The 19,922-nt window shown below is 65.7% G+C and carries 19 protein-coding genes; 6 read left to right on the forward strand and 13 right to left on the reverse strand.

Annotation, left to right across the window (positions count from 1 at the left end; genetic code table 11):
• Positions 1-13: 13 nt before the first annotated feature.
• The 9 genes from L2D00_10805 to rlmN all read right to left on the reverse strand — a co-directional run bounded on the left by L2D00_10805 (position 14) and on the right by rlmN (position 8,215).
• A complete protein-coding gene (locus tag L2D00_10805) occupies positions 14-790 on the reverse strand; it encodes a hypothetical protein (protein ID WBQ12332.1) in 777 nt (258 codons plus the stop codon).
• Between the two features lie 98 nt (positions 791-888).
• Positions 889-2,580: an ABC transporter ATP-binding protein/permease gene (locus L2D00_10810; protein WBQ12333.1), complete on the reverse strand. Its 1,692-nt coding sequence runs from the start codon at positions 2,578-2,580 to the stop codon at positions 889-891.
• A gap of 74 nt (positions 2,581-2,654) precedes the next feature.
• Complete coding sequence (locus L2D00_10815; protein ID WBQ12334.1) at positions 2,655-2,903, reverse strand: DUF4170 domain-containing protein; 249 nt, start codon at positions 2,901-2,903, stop codon at positions 2,655-2,657.
• Positions 2,900-3,679 (reverse strand): 3'(2'),5'-bisphosphate nucleotidase CysQ, encoded by a 780-nt coding sequence (locus tag L2D00_10820; GenBank protein WBQ12335.1) that lies wholly within the window; start codon positions 3,677-3,679, stop codon positions 2,900-2,902. The genes L2D00_10815 and L2D00_10820 overlap by 4 nt, the downstream gene beginning before the upstream one ends.
• Positions 3,666-5,042: a TldD/PmbA family protein gene (locus L2D00_10825; GenBank protein WBQ12336.1), complete on the reverse strand. Its 1,377-nt coding sequence runs from the start codon at positions 5,040-5,042 to the stop codon at positions 3,666-3,668. Before L2D00_10825 ends, L2D00_10820 begins: the two co-directional genes overlap by 14 nt.
• A gap of 59 nt (positions 5,043-5,101) precedes the next feature.
• Positions 5,102-5,494: an MAPEG family protein gene (locus tag L2D00_10830; protein ID WBQ12337.1), complete on the reverse strand. Its 393-nt coding sequence runs from the start codon at positions 5,492-5,494 to the stop codon at positions 5,102-5,104.
• Between the two features lie 24 nt (positions 5,495-5,518).
• A complete protein-coding gene (locus L2D00_10835) occupies positions 5,519-6,190 on the reverse strand; it encodes a DsbA family oxidoreductase (protein ID WBQ12338.1) in 672 nt (223 codons plus the stop codon).
• 48 nt (positions 6,191-6,238) lie between these two features.
• Positions 6,239-6,973 carry a 2OG-Fe(II) oxygenase gene (locus L2D00_10840; GenBank protein ID WBQ12339.1) on the reverse strand — a complete coding sequence of 245 codons (735 nt, stop codon included), beginning with the start codon at positions 6,971-6,973 and terminating at the stop codon, positions 6,239-6,241.
• Between the two features lie 51 nt (positions 6,974-7,024).
• Positions 7,025-8,215, reverse strand: coding sequence for a 23S rRNA (adenine(2503)-C(2))-methyltransferase RlmN (gene rlmN / locus L2D00_10845; GenBank protein WBQ12340.1), 1,191 nt, complete (start codon positions 8,213-8,215; stop codon positions 7,025-7,027).
• A gap of 90 nt (positions 8,216-8,305) precedes the next feature.
• On the opposite strand from rlmN, the gene L2D00_10850 reads away from it, so the two are divergent.
• Both L2D00_10850 and L2D00_10855 read left to right on the forward strand, forming a co-directional pair.
• Positions 8,306-9,076: a DUF6065 family protein gene (locus L2D00_10850; GenBank protein ID WBQ12341.1), complete on the forward strand. Its 771-nt coding sequence runs from the start codon at positions 8,306-8,308 to the stop codon at positions 9,074-9,076.
• A gap of 155 nt (positions 9,077-9,231) precedes the next feature.
• Positions 9,232-9,630 (forward strand): hypothetical protein, encoded by a 399-nt coding sequence (locus L2D00_10855; protein WBQ12342.1) that lies wholly within the window; start codon positions 9,232-9,234, stop codon positions 9,628-9,630.
• On the opposite strand, the gene L2D00_10860 is transcribed toward L2D00_10855, so the two are convergent.
• From L2D00_10860 to L2D00_10875, 4 genes are all read right to left on the reverse strand, one after another.
• Entirely contained in the window at positions 9,576-9,881 is a 306-nt protein-coding gene (locus L2D00_10860) for a DUF2061 domain-containing protein (GenBank protein WBQ12343.1), read from the reverse strand. The two genes, L2D00_10855 and L2D00_10860, sit on opposite strands and share 55 nt — an antisense overlap.
• 182 nt (positions 9,882-10,063) lie before the next feature.
• The gene (rph, locus tag L2D00_10865) at positions 10,064-10,780 is read right to left on the reverse strand and encodes a ribonuclease PH (GenBank protein ID WBQ12344.1); all 717 of its coding nucleotides are present in this window, start codon (positions 10,778-10,780) and stop codon (positions 10,064-10,066) included.
• Between the two features lie 115 nt (positions 10,781-10,895).
• Positions 10,896-13,544, reverse strand: a complete 2,649-nt coding sequence (locus L2D00_10870) for a TonB-dependent receptor (GenBank protein WBQ12345.1) — start codon at positions 13,542-13,544, stop codon at positions 10,896-10,898.
• Between the two features lie 211 nt (positions 13,545-13,755).
• Positions 13,756-14,193: a hypothetical protein gene (locus tag L2D00_10875; protein ID WBQ12346.1), complete on the reverse strand. Its 438-nt coding sequence runs from the start codon at positions 14,191-14,193 to the stop codon at positions 13,756-13,758.
• Positions 14,194-14,337: 144 nt separating this feature from the next.
• Between L2D00_10875 and L2D00_10880 the strand changes: the two genes are divergently transcribed.
• The 4 genes from L2D00_10880 (at position 14,338) to L2D00_10895 (ending at position 19,855) form a co-directional block, all read left to right on the forward strand.
• Complete coding sequence (locus L2D00_10880) at positions 14,338-15,456, forward strand: PQQ-dependent sugar dehydrogenase (GenBank protein ID WBQ12347.1); 1,119 nt, start codon at positions 14,338-14,340, stop codon at positions 15,454-15,456.
• A gap of 100 nt (positions 15,457-15,556) precedes the next feature.
• A complete protein-coding gene (locus L2D00_10885; GenBank protein WBQ12348.1) occupies positions 15,557-16,825 on the forward strand; it encodes a beta-lactamase family protein in 1,269 nt (422 codons plus the stop codon).
• Entirely contained in the window at positions 16,822-18,423 is a 1,602-nt protein-coding gene (locus L2D00_10890; GenBank protein ID WBQ12349.1) for a GMC family oxidoreductase N-terminal domain-containing protein, read from the forward strand. The genes L2D00_10885 and L2D00_10890 overlap by 4 nt, the downstream gene beginning before the upstream one ends.
• 16 nt (positions 18,424-18,439) lie before the next feature.
• Positions 18,440-19,855 carry an aldehyde dehydrogenase family protein gene (locus L2D00_10895; GenBank protein ID WBQ12350.1) on the forward strand — a complete coding sequence of 472 codons (1,416 nt, stop codon included), beginning with the start codon at positions 18,440-18,442 and terminating at the stop codon, positions 19,853-19,855.
• Positions 19,856-19,922 lie beyond the last annotated feature (67 nt).

Raw genomic sequence — 19,922 nt, forward strand, 5'->3', positions numbered from 1 at the left:
GGGCCAGACCTGGCTATTCGCTGGCGTTCGCCGGGCAAAAACCGGCCTCGGCCAGCGGTGTGGTCGCCTCTGCAGCGCCCAGATCGGCGTGGCCGTCATAGACGCCTTCAGTCAGCTGGTGCATCACGAGCGTGTAATTGCCGTATGTGGCGTGGATGCCGCACCCGTCCATGCGGCAATTGAAGGCCGAGCCGGGTCCATAGACATAAGCGATCGCATGCGCGTGATCAGCCAGCAACAGGCCGGCGGTGATCATGTCGCCGCCGCCGCTTGATTCCGGCATGGCATAGGCGGTCTTGCGCGCATGGACATTGCCCATCAAAGCCATGACGCGCGTATCAGGGTTGGCGGCTGACAGGCGTGCAAGGGCCAAAGCGAGCTGAGCCGAACCCCGGCTGGAATTTTCCCTCATGGACGCCAGCGCCGGCCCGCCGCGCTCATCAAACAGGCGCACCGAGATCGGCAGCGATTGCGCCGCCGCCCGCAATTCTTCCAGAGCCTCGACAAACTCCGCCGAGACTCGCCCGTCTCTTTGCCCGCACCACCCGAGCTGCGCCACGATCTCAGCATCCATTGGCCGGTCCGGATCGCGCCACCAGGCGTCCAGAACCGGCTGGCCGGACGCTGAGATCTCGAAAGCCGCGATCACCGTCTCGCCCGCCTCGGCGCGGGCAATAACCTGCCCGGCGAAATGACTGGCATTGGCGCGCACGCCATGGAGCTCTCCATGGAGTTCTATGGACGGCTGGGGGGCGGACGCCAGCGCCGCTGCAAAAATGGCCATGATCATGTGGTGCGCTCCCGTGCCAGCGCGCGCCGCCGGGCGTGGCGCGCGCTTGGTGATATCACCACAAAGGCGTCAACATGACAACTTTTGAGTAGAGCGCTCTACCCGCCCGTCAGCTGCAACGCGCTGAGGCGGGCGTAGAGGCCGCCGGCCTGGGTGAGGCTGGCGTGATCACCCTGTTCGGCGATGCGGCCCTGATCCAGCACATAGATGCGGTCGGCCTTGCGCACGGTGGACAGGCGGTGGGCGATGACCAGCGTGGTGCGCCCCTCGGCCAGACGCTCCAGCGCCGCCTGCACGCGGGCTTCGGCCTCGGCGTCCAGGGCCGAGGTGGCCTCGTCCAGAAGCAGGATGGGCGCATCTTTCAGTATGGCGCGGGCGATGGCGATGCGCTGGCGCTGACCGCCCGACAGGCTGGTCCCCTTGGGACCGACCCGGGAATCATATCCGCCGGGCAAAGCCATGATGAAGTCGTGGGCGTCGGCGGCCTTGGCCGCTTCGATCACCGCATCCGGGTCCGCATCGGGGTGGCCCAGGGCGATGTTGGCCGCAACTGTATCATCGAACAGAATAATGTCCTGACTGACCAGCGCCGCAGCACCGCGCACGCTTTTGAGGGTCGCCTCCCGGATGTCCTGACCATCAATGAGCACCCTGCCCTGCGACGGGTCATACAGCCGGGCGGCGAGGTTCAGGAGCGTGGTCTTGCCCGACCCGGACGGACCAACGAGGGCAATGTTCTCGCCCGCCTTTGCCTCCAGCGTCACGCCGTCAATCGCCGCGCGCACGCCGTCATAGCCGAAATGCACGTCCTCAAACCGCACCGCGCCGCCGTTCAGCACGAGATCGGGGGCGCCGGGCGCCTCTACAACTGTGTCGGTCTCGTCGATCAGGGCGAAGACCCGGTCGAGCACAGCAAAGCCTTCCTGCATCACCCCGGCCAGCGAGGCCAGTGCGCGCGCCGCGGGGCTGACCACCAGAATCGCGGCGATAATGCCCAGAAGCTGGCTGATCCCGCCCTCGCCCTGCAGGGCGCGCCAGCCCAGGATCACGAACACGCCCGCCAGCGCGATCATGCCGGCGATCTCCATCAGCGGCTCGATGCGGGCGCGCTGACGGATCATGGACAGGAGCAGGCGGAAGCGCTCGGCGAAACGGGCCCGGGCGCGCGCATTGACCCAGTCTTCCAGGGTGAAGCTCTTGATCATCCGCGCGCCGGACAGGCTTTCATCAAGAAAGCTCGTTACATCGCCGGCCTGGGACTGCACCGCGTCGGCGCGCTTGCGGATTGCCTGGCCGATGCGCAGCACAGGCTGGCCCACCAGCGGCAGCACCACCAGCACGTAGAGCGCCAGCATCCAGTCGATCCAGAACATCCAGGCGATGCCCAGGATCACCATGAACAGATCGCGGGTGAGATTATTGGCCGCGCGCACCAGGCTCTCGCGCAGCATGGTGATGTCATTGGTGAAGCGCGAGATCAGCGAGCCCGTCGCCTCGCCCTGCAGGCGGGCGAAATCGGCGCTGACGAGGCGGGCATACATGGCGCTTTGCAGATCGCGCATGATCGACAAAGCCAGCTGATTGGTGGCGATGGTCTGGCCGTAGAGCGAGGCGGCGCGGATAATCCCCAGCGCGCCAATCAAAGCCGGCGCAGCCCACAGCACGCGCGGATCGGCCGCCTCGATCAGCTGGCTGGCCAGATGCACCGCCCCGGCATAGGAGGAACCGGCGGCTGCGGTGATCAGGGACAGGACGACGCCCCAGCCGAACAGGGCGAACCGGCCCGGCATGAAGTCTCGCCACAGCCTCAGCGCCAGGGCGCGCGCGCCGGACCGGGTGGGCGCAGGCGGGACGGGCGGGGCGCTCAGGACGCGCCGCTCCGGCCCGGATCGAGCAGCTTGTGGGCGTGGATCACGAAAAAGCGCATATGCGCGTTGTCCACCGTGCGCTGGGCCGCTGCGCGCCAGGCATTTCGGGCGGTTTCGTAATCGGGATAGGCACCGACAAACTCGACCTGGGACAAATCCTTGAACTCATGGGCGCCGGGGCCGAGATCTTTCAGCTCACCGCCAATGACAAGATGCAGCAATTGGGGCGAATCAACATCGCTCATGGCGCGTCCTCCTGTGCGAGCCGCTCTAATAGCAAGGCATGCAGCGCCGGGCCAGCGGCCAGCGGCGCTGGCTGTCTGGGCGGGTCACCATCATAGCGCAGGGTCACGCCTGCGCGGTCGGTAATGCGGCCGCCCGCTTCAGTGATCAGAAGATGCCCGGCGGCCAGATCCCAGTCCCATTTGGGACGCACGGCGACGACGCCGTCGAACAGACCCGACGCAGCCAGCGCCAGGCGCAGCGCGGCCGAGTTGACCGTCGAAGGCGCGGCCCCCAGATCGCGCAACGCCGTCAGCCGGCCCGGATCGCCCAGAATGCGCGCACCGGCGATGGTGCCATGACCGCTCATGCGCACCGGGCGGCCGTTCAGGCGTGTCCCCAGCCCCAGAACGGCGTCCCACAGCCGCTCTGTGGAGGGGTCATAGATCGCCGCAGCGACAGGCACGCCTGCCTCAATCACGGCGATCGAGACCACGAACTCGGGCCGTCCCTTGATGAAAGCCCGCGTGCCATCAATAGGGTCAACCACAAACGTGCGCGCCGCGCTGAGGCGGGAGCGGTCGTCGGCGGTTTCTTCCGACAGCCAGCCATAGTCGGGGCGGGCGGGGATCAGATGGTCCTTGAGCAGGGCATCGGCGGCGAGATCGGCGTCGCTGACCGGATCGCCCGGCCCTTTGTGCCAGGCGCGCAGGCCGCGGGCGCGGAAAGCCAGCGCAAGCTGGCCCGCATCGCGCGCCGCGCGCGCGATCAGATCGCGATCGGCTTCATCGCCCGCCAATCGACAGGCCTTCGACCAGCACGCTCGGCGCGTTGACCGAGCCTTCAAACTCCAGATCCGACCCGGGGATCAGGCGGGCGAAGATATCCACGAGATTGCCCGCCACCGTCACCTCGCTGACCGGACCGGCGCGCTGGCCGCCTTCAATCGCGAAGCCCGCCACCCCGACCGACCAGTCGCCGGTATTGGCGTTGAGCGAGGGCCCGAACATTTCGGTCACCAGCAGACCGTCTCCGGCCTCTGCAATCAGATCGTCCAGGCTCGCCTCGCCAGGCTCGAGATGCACATTGGCCGCGCGCACGCCCGGAGGCCCGCCCAGGCTGCGCGACGCGTGCCCGGTGAGCGCCATGCCCAGCTGGCGTGCGCTGGCGGCGTTGACGAGCCAGGTGGTGACCACACCGTCCTCGACCAGCGCACGCGGGCGGCAGGCCACGCCTTCGCCGTCAGCGGCGCGCGCGCCGAAGCTCCAGTCGCGCAGCGGGTCCTCGATGATATTGATCCCGTCGGCGAAAACCCGCTCGCCCAGACGGTCGCGCAGGAAGGATGTGCCGCGCGCAATGGCCGGACCGGAGATCGCTCCCAGCAGCGCCGAGACGAAGACCGATGATTCGCGCCGGTCAAAGACCACGGACCGCTTGCCCGAGGCCAGCTTGCCCGAGCCCAGCCGCGCCACCGCGCGCGCTCCGGCGCTGCGGCCAATGGCGTCCGGGGATTTCAGATCGGACAGGCGGCGCGATGCGTGCGAATCATAGTCGCGCTCCATGACGTCACCCCGCCTGGCGATGGCGGAGACGCCGAGGCCGTAGCGCGAGCCGCGCCGGGCGATCTCGAACCCGTTGGAGGCCGCCGCCGCCGAGGCACCTGAACCCAGGCTGGCACCTGCCGAGCTGACCGTGCTGACGCCGTCCACCGACCGGGCGGCGGCTTCAAGCTCAAGCGCGGCGGCTTCAAGGCCCGCCTCGTCAAGACCCGCCGGCTCATAGGTGGCGATCTCAGGCAGGCGGCGCGCCAGCGCATCGCGCTCCACCAGCCCGCAATACGGGTCCTCGGGGGCGATGCGGGCCATGGCGATGGCGCGCTGGATGGCGAGCGCCTGCCCGGCATCGGACAAATCAGAAAAGCTGACCCCGGCCTGACGCTGGCCAATGAAAACGCGCAGCCCCGCCTCGCGGTTTTCCGACCGCTCCAGGCTTTCCAGCGCGCCGTCGCGCACACTGGCCTCCAGCGAGCGCGATTCACTCAGCGCTGCCTCGGCGTGGTCGGCACCGGCTTTCAGGGCCGCGTCGCGCAAGGCGCGGGCAAGGTCGAGGAGCGCGGCCGGATCGGGCGCGCCCTCACGGGTCGATTGGGAGGTCTGGCTCATGCCCGCCACATAGCCCGCGCAGGCGCGCGGAGCAATGCAGCCCGGTCAGATCAAGGCGGTCAGATCAGCGCGTGGACCGCAAGTCCTGCGCCCAGCACGATATAGACGATCAGGGTCAGCAGCGCCCCCAACACCCGGCCAATGCTGCGGCCTGAATTACGCGACAGGCCCCAGCCGTGCAGGAGCCGCCCGGCAGTGAGCATGCCGCCAAGGATATGGATCGCCAGCACCGGGGCCCCGAGCGAGGCCGCAGCGATCAGGCCGATAAGCGCCGCCGGGGTCCACTCTGCGCCATTACCGTGGGCGCGCGAGGCACGGATCAGCTTGTCATCGCCGCCATCGCCGATGCCCACTTTGGAGGTGTTGCGCTGCATCATGACCATCAGGCCAAGCACCAGAAGAATGAGCAGATTAAGGCCGACATAGAGCCCCGCCGCCGTCATGGCCGTCATGATGATACTCCCCTTTTGAGCCGGTCAGTCCTGTGACGCCGGTGATTTGGCTGCCTCGGCGATGGCGCCGGCCAGCACGTCCGGCGGTTCTGCCCCGGACACGGCAAACCGGCCATTGAAGATGAAGCAGGGCACGCCCTGCACGCCCAACGACCGGTAGAATTGCTCTTCGCGCTGGACTTCAGCGGCGTCACGGCCGGTGCCGAGCAGATCGCGCACCACCTCTGCGTCCATGCCCGCTTCGCCTGCCAGCGCGGCCAGCACGTCCGGGGCACCGATATCACGCCGGTCTTCAAAGAAGGCCTTGTGGATCAGGTCCAGCACAGCTTCCCCCATCTCCTGGCCCTGGGCCCAGCGGATCACCCGGTGAGCGTCCAGCGTATTGGGGCGGATCTCGATAGCGTCGAAATTGAACACGATGCCGACGCCAGGGCCGGCCTGCTCCAGATGCGCGCGCATGGCCTTGAAGCGGTCGGGGGCACCGGGCGATGCGGCGGCGAATTTGCGCGCCATGTACGCGCCATAGGGCACACCGGCGCGCGGCACACCCGCATCCAGCTGGAAGGGACGCAGCACGGTTTCAGTCGCGATGTCAGGGACCATGGCGCGGGCCTCGCGCCAGTAGCGCAGGCCCAGCCAGCACCAGGGACAGACCGGATCGGTCACCAGATCAACGGAAACGGGCGCATCGCTCATGGACAGGACCCTAGCGTGATTGCGGCGGGAAGGAACAGGGTTTGCGCGTCAGAGAGCGGGCGCGGCGTCCCGGCGGAACCAGCCGGTGATCGCCAGGCGAGGCCCGGGCGCATAAGGTGCCACGATGCTGACGGCGTGGGGCTGGGGCACCTTGAACACGCAGAGCCGGTTGAATTTCGGCGTCAGGCCCGCACGCACATCACCCTCTTCACCAAGCAATTGCAGCACGCCGCCAAAGTCGGCGCACCAGTCCCGGGCGAGATTGAGAACGAACGCCGCACTGCGATCCTTGCCTTGGGCAAAATCGTCATGAGCGGTCAGAAAATGACCCGGACGATACCGGGTCAGCTGACAGTCTGCGAACCGTATGGCCGGGTCGCCGGTCAGCTGCCGTCCCAGCGCGATGAACGTGTCCGATTCGATCAGGGTCGCCGCTTCGGCCAGAACCGGATCGCTCAGCGCGCCCCGACGCCCGCGCTCGTAAAGATTGAGCTGGTCATAGAGGTAACAGAACCCCGCCTGGGCCTCGCGCGCGACCAGAGCGTCAAACGCGACCCGGCGTGACGAGTCCAGCCGGTCCATCTCAGCAGACACGAACTCGCGGTGCTGACCGTCGATGACGGTCACCAGGCTCCAGTCCTCGAAAGCGAGCCCCGCCCTGTACAGGCGCTCGGCGAAGGGCGCGGCCAGAACCGCATTCACGGCCGCAAACCCCGTCCCGGCATACAGCCGGGCCGCTTCGGTCAGATCAATGTCAAGATTGAGTGGGCTCGGGCGGGTCATGGTCAATTCGGCAACTGAAGGGATCGAGGCGCGCGCGCCTGTCTCCATGTCTTATTGTGGCAGGGTCTGTGGTGGTGTGTCGGCTCCTGCCTCACCCGCCCGCTCCAGCCTCAGGCGTTCGCTGGCGCGCAGCTTGACGCTTTCGCTCTTGAGCTGGCCGCAAGCGGCAAAGATGTCGCGGCCGCGCGGCGTGCGAACGGGGCTGGCGTATCCGGCCCGGTTCACCACGTCGGCAAAGCGCTCGATAGTCTCCCAGTCCGAACACTCATACGGGCTGCCGGGCCAGGGATTGAACGGAATGAGATTGATCTTGGCCGGAATGCCCTTGAGCAGACGCACCAGCGCTTTGGCTTCGGCCAGCGAATCATTGACGCCCTTCAGCATGACGTATTCGAACGTCACCCGGCGGGCGTTCGACAGATCGGGATAGGCGCGAATCGCGTCCAGCAACTGCGCGATCGGGTATTTCTTGTTCAGCGGCACCAGCTCGTTGCGAAGCTCATCATTGGTGGCGTGCAGGCTGATGGCCAGCATGGCGCGGGTGCGCTCACCCAGCTCGGTTATTTTCGGGACGACGCCGGAGGTGGACACCGTTGTACGCCGGCGCCCGATGGCCATGCCGTCGCCGTCGGAAATGATGTCGATGGCATCACTGACCGCGTCGAGATTGTATAACGGCTCGCCCATGCCCATGAAGACGATATTGGTGATCTTGCGGTCTTCGTTGGAGGTCGGCCATTCACCCAGATCATCGCGGGCGATCATCACCTGGGCAGCGATCTCGGCAGCGGTCAGATTGCGCACCAGCTTCTGGGTGCCGGTGTGACAGAAAGTGCAGGTCAGCGTGCAGCCCACCTGGCTTGAGACGCATAGCGCGCCAGACCGGCCCACATCGGGGATGAAAACGGTCTCGGCCTCCACGCCCGGCGCAAAGCGGATCAGGTATTTGCGCGTGCCGTCCACACTGACCAGACGCTCCACGATCTCAGGGCGCACCAGCGTGAAACAGGCTTTCAGCGCAGCGCGCAAATCCTTGGAAACATTGGTCATCGCGTCAAAATCGGTGACGCCGTAATGATAGATCCAGCGCCAGAGCTGGTCGGCGCGCATTTTCGCCTTGGCCGCGTCCACGCCGGCATCGGCGATCAGCGCATCGCGCAGCTGCGCGCGCGTCATGCCGGCCAGGCTTTGCGGGCCTGGCGCGGGACGATTGGCGAAGTCGAGGTTCAGGGCGGTGCTCATAGCCGCGCGATATAGTCCAAACGCGGCGAAAATGCGAGGGCGCAGGCAGGGCTCTTGAATGCCGCTGCGGCTTGGCGTCAAGTGCGGCCCATGAAGCTGATCTGCCATACCCTGTCGGGCGACGTCCCGCCGATTCGCCCCGCCTCCCAGAAGCGCCAGTGGATGGACGACACGCCGGAAGGCTTTGCCTATCGCTGCCTGCCGCTGGTGGTGGCCAATCAGCATGGCTGGGAGGTGTTTGCGCCCCACGGCCTGACGGCGCGCTGGAATGGCGGCGTGCGGGTGGAAGATGTGGAGGTGGTGCTGGACCAGCCACTGTCCATGGGGCGGGCGGGCTCGGCCATGGCCAATTTCGGCTCAGGCATCCTCACCTTCGAGATGGGTTTTCTGCTGCGCACCCCGCCAGGCTGGAATATCTGGGTCCAGGGGCCGGTCAACCAGCCCAAGGACGGTATATCGCCCCTGACCGGCGTGATCGAGACTGACTGGAGCCCCTATACCTTCACCATGAACTGGCGCTTCACCCGGCCGGGCGAGGTGCGCTTTGAGGCCGGCGAGGCGCTGGCCCATCTCTTCCCGGTGCGCCGTGATCTGTTCGAACGGGTGCAGCCCGAACTGCGCTCCATTCATGCCGACCCCAAGACCGCGAGCCAGATGGACACCTGGCGCGAGAGCCGCACCGATTTCATGAAGCGCCTCAAAACCCACGACCCCCAGGCGGCCGAGGAGAAATGGCAGAAGGGCTATTTCCGCGGCCTCATGCCTGACGGCTCCAAAGGCCCCGCCGACCACAAGACCAAGCTGCGCGTGAAACCCTTTGCAGACGCGCCGGACGCGGGGCAATCGAAGCGGCGCAGGTGACCGGAGGCCGTCCCGGAGCGTCCGGGCCGGGCGATATCCGGCTTCCCCGCACCTGAAAATTTTCCTATGTTTGGCTCATGAGAGCGGTTTTTTCCCTATTTGCGTGTTCTTGGGTTTGGGCGCAACCGGCGGTCGCGCAGGAAATCCCGGGGCCTGTGCCGGCCGAGATTCTCCATATTGTGGATGGTGATACGGTGGGCGTGCGCGCCCATACCTGGCCGGGTCAGTATGTGGAGATCCGGGTCCGTCTGCGCGGTGCCGATGCACCGGAGATTCGCCGTGTGGACTGCGAGGCCGAACGGGCCAAGGGGCACGAAGCCACCGAGTTTACCCGCGCATGGTTGAGCGCGCCCGGAGGTGAGGGCTTCGCACCGGTCATGCTGACCGAGATCGGGCCGGACAGCTTCTGGGGCCGGGTTGTCGCCCGCCTTGTGCGCGCCGGAGACGGAGCCGATCTATCGGAGGACCTGATCGCAGCGGGCCTGGCCGTGCCCTTTCGTCAGCGCGGTCCGTGGTGCGATGCGCCAAACGGGGCGGAGCCGTCTTTGCCCTGATGGACGACGGGCTGACGCTCCGCACGCGCCCAGGCGCGCTCGTGCAGCACATAGGCAAAGGTCTGCACGACCGGCTCAATCAGACCGACCGCCAGAGCGGCCCGCCAGTCGCGGGTCAGGGCAAACACCACCGCCATCGCCACGATCATGTGGGTGAGGCCGTAGCTCAACGTCTTGAGCAGGCCGCGCCGGACCGCCGGCATGCGGGCAGGAGCGGATTGATAAAACAAAGCGCGGGCAAGGGCGGTCATGGCGAACCTCTCAACTCGGTGAAGGATGAGAATGTATCGCAATTGCGGCCAGAACAAGCGCGAGCGCCCCATCGAGCCCATGAATAATAAGGATCGGTGCGATAGAGCTGCACTATGACAGCTGCGCCTGAGCCATGTCAGAGCGTTATCCGGGAAGCGGTTGCCGGCTTTCAGACTGCGCTCTAGCCCTTCAGCACCTCGCTCTGGGCGGCACACAGCGAGGTCACGCCCCGGCGGGCCAGCGCAAACAGTGCGTCGAACTCGGCCTGGCTCATCGGCCGGTCTTCGGCCGTGGCCTGTACCTCGACCACGCCGCCCGCTGACGTCAGCACGAAATTGGCGTCGGTTTCGGCGATGCGGTCTTCTTCATATTCCAGATCGAGGCGCGGCTCGCCCGCGATGATGCCCGCAGACACCGCGGCGAGCTGGGCGTGGACGGGATTGGCCTTGATCACCCCCTCCTCGACCAGCCAGAGACAGGCTGACTTCAGCGCCAGCCAGGCACCGGTAACCGAGGCGGTGCGCGTGCCGCCATCGGCCTGGAGCACGTCGCAGTCGATGAGAATCTGACGCTCGCCCAACGCCTTGAGATCGATGCAGGCGCGCAGCGAGCGCCCGATCAGGCGCTGGATTTCCTGGGTGCGGCCCGACGGTTTGCCCGAATTGACCTCACGGCGCGTACGCTGATGGGTGGCACGCGGCAGCATGGCGTACTCCGCCGTCACCCAGCCGCGCCCCTGACCGCGCAGCCAGGGCGGGGTCGCTTCGTCCACGCTGGCTGTGCACAGCACATGAGTGTCGCCCATCTTCACCAGGCATGAGCCTTCGGCATAGGGGCTGAAGCCCATCTCAAACCGGATCGGACGCAGGGCGTCGGGCTGGCGACCGTCAGGGCGCATGGGAGTCTCCAAAGATTGCTTCAGGGGCGTTGGTAGCGGCGCACGCGCACAAAGAAAAGCGGCGCCGGGCAGGTGCCCGGCGCCGCAAAGAGAGCAGGCTTGAACCTGACGCCGCCTAGAAGCGGGCGCGCAGGGTCACACCGTACGTGCGCGGCTGGTTCGCATAGGTCGAGAACGAACCCGGCTGCAGCGTCGTCGGGAAGCCCGCCGTGTAGTATTCGTCATTGTTCAGGTTGCGGCCCCACAGCAGCGCCTCGAGGCCGTTATTGAGGTTGACCCCAAGGCCCGCGTTAAAGGTGCCCACTTGCCGGGTGAGCGTACCGGGCAAGCTGTTGCCAAGGTTCGTTTCCGACTCATACTGGTAATCAGCCCGGACAAAGGCTTGGCCGTAACTGACATCGCGCGTGTACTGGAAGCCGAACGAGCCCGCGAATTCAGGAATGCCGGCGACGGCGACACCGGACAGATCACCTCTGCCATCCGGCACACCGTCGGCCAGATCCTCGGGGCTGCCCGAAACCACCGGGGCACCCGGGAAGTCGTCGAACTCGGCGTCCATCCAGATGCCCGACACACTGAGGGTCAGGCCCGGGATCGCAGACGGGCTGATGGCGGCGTCAAATTCCACGCCCCGCGCGCTCTGCTCACCAGCGTTGATGACCGCGAACCCGGCCCCCTGGAAGATCGAGGACTGGAAGTCCACAATCGTCTGGTCGAAGAATGCCACGTTCACGAAGCCCCAGTCGAACTGGCTTTTGACCCCGATCTCGAACGTCTCGGTGATTTCCGGACGCGCGAAGCGCTGGTTGCCCGCCACGCCAAGGGCCTCGGCGGTGTTGACGATGGTGGGCAGGCCGAGCGCGTTGTCGGCGGCAAGCTGGCCAGCCGCACGCAGGGCGGCCACGTCGGCCGAGGCCGGACGGGTGTCAGGCGTCAGGTTCCAGGACGACGCTTTGAAACCGCGGGCGAACGACGCATAGACATTGAAATTGTCCGTGAGCTCATAGGCCGCACGCAGCGTGTAAGGCCAGTCAGAGTCGTCGGTCCGCCCGTCTTCGACGGCGTTCGGGAACGGCGTCATGGCGCTCAGCGGCTGAAGGCCCTGCTGGAACAGGGTGAGCAGCGGGTTGGACAGCGGCGCGCCGCTGCTGGGGAAGGTAGTGGACGCCGCCTGGATCGCCGCAAACGCCGCCGGGTTGGCGGCTGCAAATGCGCCGACTTGAGCCGGATCGTTAGGATTGGCAACGCCGGCACCTTGCAGCAGCAAGCCGAAGCCAACCTGAACGAGGTTCAGGTCAGAGAACGGGTTGTTGCGCACAACATTGGTGAAGTCGACCTCTTTCTCGCTCTGGAAATAGGCGAGGCCGGCCGTCAGCGTCAGGCGCTCGGTGACATCGAAATCAACCTGACCGAACAGCTGCATCTGGCGGTCAGATTGCTCCGCTGTGAAGCGCGTGCCGCGGCCGGCGCCATAGAACGTGCCGGCGGGGAAGCCGGTCGCCGCCTCGAGCGCGGTGATGGTGCTGGTCGCCGGGTTGGGAATAACCACGCCCGGCGCGATGGTGATGGTGCCGGTCGCCGTGAGCAGATCCACATAGGGCCGTGCGTCCGCGCCATAGATGCGCGAATCGGTCACTGTCATGTCTTCGTCGGAGAAGAACGCGCCGAGCAGGAAGAAGGCGCGATTATTCCAGTCACCGGTCAGACGGAATTCCTGGGTGAAGGTCTCCACGTCCAGACCGCGGGTGTTTTCACCAAGCAGCGCAAGCGTGGTGAAATCGCCTTCGAAGTCGACGAAGTCGTCGTAGATCCGGTAAGCGGTGATCGAGCTGAGCGCCAGATTATCGCTCAGATTCCAGTCGGCCTGAAGCGATATGCCGGCGTTCTGGATCTTGTTCTCGTTCGCGAAATCACTCGCGATCTGATACTCGAATCCGGCTCCGGCCGACGTCTGGCCGCCCAGCAGGTTGCGGATCAGCGGTGCCGTGACGCCGTCGATCACCCGGTCGGTGCCGCAGCAACGCTCGTCCAATTCATCCCAGTCGGCAATGAGACGGAACGAGAGATTATTGGTGGGCGTAAACAGGGCCTGGCCACGCAAGGCCCAGCGGTTGCGGTCATTGAAGTCGCCGCCGGTTCCGAGATTTTCGTAATACCCGCTGCGGGTATTGCTGCTGCCCGACAGGGAGAAGGCAAGGTTTTCAGTGAGCGGCCCGGTGACCGAGCCCCTGACGATGCGCTGGTTCAAATTGCCCAACGTCACCTCGAGGGTGGAGCCAACCTCGAACTGGGGCTCCTGGGTGACGATGCTCACCACGCCAGCCGTGGCGTTTTTCCCGAACAGGGTCGATTGCGGGCCACGCAGGACTTCGACGCGCTCAATGCCCATCAGGTCGGACAGGGCCGAGCCGGCGCGCGGGCGGAAGACACCATCAATGTAAACGGCAACCGACGGCTCGATGCCGGGATTGTTCGCCCCATTGCCCTGGCCGCGAATGATGAAGGTCGTATTCGAGCTGCGCTCGAGCTGGCTGACCCGCAGGGACGGAATGACGGATTGAAGGTCGAGCGCATCCACGATCTGTGCGTTCTGGATTGTCTCGGCCTGCACCACGGTCACCGCGATAGGCACTTCCTGCAAGGTCTGTTCGCGCTTTTGCGCGGTCACTGTGATGACATCGACCTGCGCTTGGGCGGCAGTGGTGACGAGTCCAGCGGCCAGTGCGGTTGCGCCAAGCGCGGCCGCTTTGGTAAATCGGTTCATTCGGGCTTCCTCCCCCTGATGATGATGACGGGGCAACCGTGGGCCGGTTGTTCTCCCGCACGCTGCAAACCCTAAGCGGGCTTTACATCATTGTCATGTACTGATCTTGGGTGCCCGCCCTGCACCGTGCACGCCCCGCCATGACCGTGGCGCAAAGGCCACAGCCCGTCCGCGCGCCGTCCACAGCTGTTAACCTTCAGGAAAGGCACGGCTAGCGGCGGCGGGCCAGCGCGGCATAGATGAAACCGGACAGGCAGCCCAGCCCCGCCTGGACGCCCTGACCGGCCAGGCTGCGGGCACCGGCGATGGGCTGGATGCCGAAAAAAACCGGCTCCATGGCCGCCAGCATCACGGCCATGGCGATCAGCCCGGCACCGCCATAGACGATGAAGCGTGGCAAGGGCGAAAACCGGACCACCAGACCACCCGCCAGAAAAGCGGCGGCAAAGGCGATGGCAATGAGCGCGCCATAGATCGGTGCCAGACCCGCCAGATCCGCTGCGATCATGCCCAGCGCGTCACCGCTGGTGACCGGAGCGCCCACATCGGCCAGCGCCCCGAGCACAAATCCCGTCTGGACTGCGGTTCCGGCCAGCGCCATGAACACGACAGCGGCCAGCCAGGCGGCGGCAATACGGATAACGCCCATGGCGACGGTCTCCCCCGAAAATGGCGCGAACGGCACGTGCGCGCGCAGCCGAGCCGGTCTATGTTGGACCAGATGACACGAAAACGGAATGCGTTGGCGCGCTGAACGTGCGCGTGCCGTGCTCAATTGCCCGGGAGGCCTGCCATGATGAGATTGTCCTGCGCCCTGAAGGCCGGCGCGCTGGCCCTGATTGCGGGTGCCTGTTCTCAGCCCGCCCCGGACCCGGCCCCGTCTGCGGACCCAAACAGCTATCAGGTCGAGGTCTTTGCCCAAGGCCTGGATTTCCCGTGGGGGCTCGCCTTCCTGCCTGACGGTCGGCGTCTGGTGACCGAACGCAATGGCGCGATTCGTCTGGTCACGGCGGACGGGGCTGTGTCGGCCGATCCTGTCACAGGCGGCCCTGAGGACGCGTTTTCGGGCGGACAAGGCGGACTGCTGGACATCGTGCTGGCGCCGGATTTCGCGCAGAGCCAGATCATCTATCTCAGCTATTCGGCCGGAACCGGCACCGCCAATCATACCGCCCTCTACCGCGCCCGGTTTGACGGCACGGCCCTTGTCGGGGGCGAAACCATTTTCCGCGCCGTGCCGGACCGGTCTACCGAGCATCACTATGGCGGGCGGCTGGCGTTTCTGCCGGATGGGAGCCTGATCCTGACCCTGGGCGACGGTTTCGCCTACCGCGAGCGTGCCCAGTCACGCGATGATCATCTGGGCGTGATCGTGCGGCTGGCGGCCGATGGATCGGCGCCGCCCGACAATCCCTTCTTCGCGGACGGCGGACCCGCCGCGTTCGTCTACAGCTATGGCCACCGCAATGTGCAGGGCATCGCGCATGACCCTGAGACGGGCCGCCTCTGGTCCCATGAGCACGGACCGCAGGGCGGCGATGAACTCAATCTGGTCGAGCCCGGCGTGAATTATGGCTGGCCGATTGTCAGCCAGGGCATCGACTATACCGGCGCACAGATCACCCCGTTCAGCAGCCTGCAAGGGTTCGCCGAGCCGGCACATGTCTGGACCCCGTCCATCGCGCCCTCGGGACTCGCGCTGCATCAGGGGGATATCTACGTGACGGCGCTGGCCGGACGGGCCCTGCACCGGCTGGAAATTGATGACAATGGTGCCGTGGTGCGCGAGACGCGTTTGCTGGCTGAGCGCGACGAACGGCTGCGCCATGTGCTGAGCGGTCCGGACGGGGCGCTGTGGGTTCTGACGGATGCCCCTGACGGCGCTATCCTCAGGGTGCGCCTGAGCGAATAGACTGCGCGCGAGGACTGACTGGCGTTTCATTCGTGAAAGGTGTTCACTTCCGTTCCTGACGACTCGCCAGCTCAAGGCGGGCGCAAGGGGGAGGACATTGATGCTCAATAGGATCCTGATTGGCGCGCTGGCACTGGTACTGGCCGCCGTCATCGCCGGCACCGGCTGGTATTACCGGCCCTGGTCGCCCTATTCGCCTGCCAGCATTCGGGCCATGGACGATCCGGATGCCTATCCGCAGACCTTCCAGCGCCTGGACTCCATCCTGCCCTCGCGCCCCATCGCGGCGACAGCGCCTGCGCCCTTGCCGCGCGCCGTCACGCCGCTTGAGGTGTCCTATGCGTGGATGGGCGAAGAAAAACGCCTCGAGACCTATCTCGAAGAAGCCGGCGTCATCGGCCTGACAGTGTTGCATGACGGGGTCGTCACGGCGCAGGAATTCCGCCTGGGTGCCGATTCCGGGACGCGCTTCACCTCCTGGTCGGTGGCCAAAACCGTTGTCGCCGTACTGATCGCCAAGGCGATGGAGGACGGGCTGATCGACAGCCTTGATGATCCGGCTGGTCAGTACGCGCCGCAATTTGCCGGAACCGATTATGGCGCGGTGAGCCTGCGCCACTTGCTGATGATGTCGGCGGGAGTGGATTTCAACGAGGAGTACTCGCCCGAGCGGCCGTCCGACGTGCGCCCGCTTTTTTTCAATGCCTTCATTCTGGGGCGCAATGTGGATGCGATGGTCGGCGAGATCGCCAGCAATCGCGCGCCCGGCGAGGACATGCATTATGTCAGCCCCAACTCCCATGTGCTGTCTGCGGTGGTGCGCGCGGTGTATCGCGCGCCGCTGGCTGAGATCGTCGAGCGCGAACTGTGGGCACCGCTGGGCATGACGGGTGAGGCCAGCTGGCTGCAGAACCTGGCCGGGGATCGTGGCGTGCCCATCGGCTATTGCTGCCTGCAGGCGACCAGCGAGGACTATGCCCGCTTCGGCCAGTTCCTGTTGCAGAACGGGATGTGGAACGGGGCGCGCATGCTGTCAGAAGGCTTTGTGGAGAGGGCGAGCACGCCCAATACGCCCTTTCAGGAGCCGGGGGCGACGCCCTATCCCGGCCGGGGCTATGGCCTGCATGTCTGGGTGCCCGAAGACCATGACGGGGAGTTCTATGCGGCGGGCGTGTTCGGCCAGTATATCTGGGTCGACCGGCGGCGCGGCGTGGTGATCGCGATGAATGCCGGCGATCCGGGTTTCGCTGAGCGGTATTTTGAGTCCGCCGCGGTGTTTCGGGCGATCGCGGAGCATGTCTCTCCGCTGGTGCCTCGGACCGGTCTTGCATCCGTTGATGATGACGGCGAAGGCGGGATCGAGCCGTGAGCGCGGTCCATGACTACATCATCGCCGGCGCAGGCTCGGCGGGATGCGTGCTGGCCAACCGCCTGTCCGCAGACCCTTCGGTCACGGTCTGCCTGATCGAGGCCGGCGGCAGCGACAACAAGGCGGTCATCAGAACGCCCATGCTGCTGCAGTTTGCGATCACTCAGGAATCCATCAACTGGAATTACTGGACGCAGCCTCAGCGCCACCTTCACGACCGCAAGCTTTACTGGCCGCGAGGCAAGGCGCTGGGCGGGTCCTCTTCCATCAATGCCATGCACTACATGCGCGGCGCGCTGGAGAATTACGACGAATGGGAGCGGGCCTACGGGGCTGAGGGCTGGGGCCGGGAGGCGGCGCTGGAAGCGTTCAAGCGCGTCGAGCACAACGAGAACCATGGCGAACCCTGGCACGGCCAGGGCGGACCACTGAATGTCAAGACCATTTCACCGCTCAACCCGTTGACCCAGCGCTATTTCGAGGCCTGCCGCCGGCGTCAGATTCCCGAAAATCCCGACCATAATGGCGCGGCCCAGGAGGGGTTCGGCCCCTATCAGGTCACCCAGAAGGGTGCCAAGCGCTGCTCGGCGGCGGACGCCTTCCTCAAACCTGTGCTTGGCCGGCCCAATCTGACGGTAATCACCGGCGCGCTGGCCCGGCGCATCCTGGTGGAAAACGGCCGCGCCGCGGGTGTGGAAATCGAGGTGGAGGGTGAGGTTCGCATTATCGAGGCCGCCCGCGAGGTGATCGCGTCCGGAGGCGCGGTCAATTCGCCCCAGCTCCTGATGCTGTCAGGGATAGGTCCGTCCGATCATTTACGCGAGCACGGCATTTCTGTCGAAGCCGATGTCCCGGGTGTGGGTGCCAATCTGCAGGACCATCTCGACATCATGGCCCGGGCCTCGACCAAGATGGCGACATCGATCGGATACTCCTGGCGCAAATTCCCGGCGACGGCGCGCGATGTGCTTCAGTGGGCGCTGACGGGCACAGGAAAGTTCACCGTCAATCCGGTGCAGGGCTGCGGGTTTGTGAAATCCAGCCGGGCGCAGGATTTGCCTGACATCCAGCTGGTCTTTATCCCGGCGCGGGGCAGCCCCCACGGGCGCGAGACCATGACCGGGCATGGCATGATGGTTCACGCCTGCCACCTTTATCCGCAAAGCCGCGGCCAGCTTCGTCTTGCCAGCGCCGATCCGCGCGATCCCGTCCTGATAGATCCCAACTACATGGATCACGAGGAGGATGTGGAAGTGATGACCGATTGCCTGGAAATCGCCCGCGATATCCTGTTGAGCGACGCCTTTGACGGTGAGTTCCAGGAACTGGAATTGCCCTCCGCCGCCAACGGCACACGCGCGCAGCTGCTTGATCATGTGCGGGCGAACGCCGAAACGCTCTACCATCCCACGTCGTCGTGCGCGATGGGAACAGGCGAGCTGGCCGTCACCGACCCCCAGTGCCGGGTGCGAGGAGTCGAAGGGCTGCGGGTGGTGGACGCGTCTGTCATGCCCCGCGTGGTGGGCGGCAATACCAACGCGCCGACCATGATGATCGCCACCCGTGCTGCCGATATGATCCTGGCCGACCACAGCTGAAACAGGGACCACACCCATGAGCGACGCCGACGCCCTTGCGCGTATGAACGCCCTCCTCAAAGCCCAGAAAGCCGCCTTCGAGGCCGAGCGCCACCGCCCGGTGGGCGAGCGCAAATCCGACCTGAAGAAACTGGAAGCCATGGTCAAGGCGCGCGGGGCGGACTTCGCCGCCGCCATCGACGCCGATTTCGGCCGCCGCTCCAAGGCCGAAACCGCCATCGCCGAGGCCGGGTTTGTCATCGCCAGCGCCAAGCATGCACGCCAGCATCTCAGCCATTGGGCCGCCTCACGGCGCAAGCCTGTGCCCATGACGCTGGCACCGGGCAAGGCCTATGTGCGCCGGGAACCCAAGGGCGTGGCGGGGATTGTCTCGCCGTGGAATTACTCCATGCAGCTGGCGCTGGCCCCGCTGGTGGCAGCACTGGCAGCCGGCTGCCGGGCGATGATCAAGCCCAGCGAATTCACGCCCCGCACGGCCGAACTGCTCCACGAAACCCTGTCTGAGCTGTTCAACGACGATCATGTGGCCGTGATCACAGGCGGTCCGGATGTGGCCAAAGCGTTCTGCGCACTGCCGTTTGACCATCTTTTCTATACCGGCTCGACCCCGGTGGGCCGGCTGGTAGCCAAGGCAGCAGCGGAAAACCTCACCCCGGTAACGCTGGAGCTGGGCGGCAAGTCGCCTGCGGTGATCGCGCCAGACTTCGACCTGGACCAGGCTGCCAAGACCATTGCCTGGGGCAAGTATTTCAATGCCGGCCAGACCTGCGTGGCCCCGGACTACGCCCTCGTCCCGCGCGGCGGCCAGCGGAAGTTCGCTGAAGCGGTGATGCGTGAGGCGGACGCCATGTGGCCTGACGTGGCGGGAAATGGCGACTACACGGCCATCATTTCCGAAAAGCATCACGCCCGCCTGACCGGCATGGTTGAGGAAGCGCGCGCAGCCGGGGCTGAGGTGCTCCAGGCAGACTTCGAACCGGGCAAGGCCGGCAATACGCGCATTTTCCCGCCGACGGTGGTGATTGACCCCCCGCTGGACAGCGCCCTGATGCGCGAGGAGATTTTTGGTCCCGTCCTGCCGGTGCTGGGCCATGACGGGCTGTCGGATGCGGCCCGCTTCATCAATGACCGTGACCGGCCGCTGGCGCTGTATGTGTATTCAAAATCGAACGCCACGGCGCGCGATTTTCTGGCCCGAACGATGTCTGGCGGGGCAGGTGTGAACCTGCCCATGCTGCATCTGTCGGTGGAGGACATGCCCTTTGGCGGCGTCGGCGCATCGGGTCAGGGTGCCTATCACGGCGAGACCGGGTTCCTGACCTTCACCCATGAGCGTGCGGTATTCGAGGCACCGGTCTGGCACCCCAGCCGCCTGGTCTTCCCGCCCTATGGCAAGGTGTTCGAATTCTTCAAGAAATTGCAGGCCGGCTAGAGCGTTTTCAGCGAAAGTCGGAACCGGGTTCGCAGTTCGAAAGTGCGAAAAACCAAGCCTTAGAGCG

This window comes from Hyphomonadaceae bacterium BL14, assembly GCA_027627705.1.
GTDB lineage: Bacteria > Pseudomonadota > Alphaproteobacteria > Caulobacterales > Maricaulaceae > Oceanicaulis.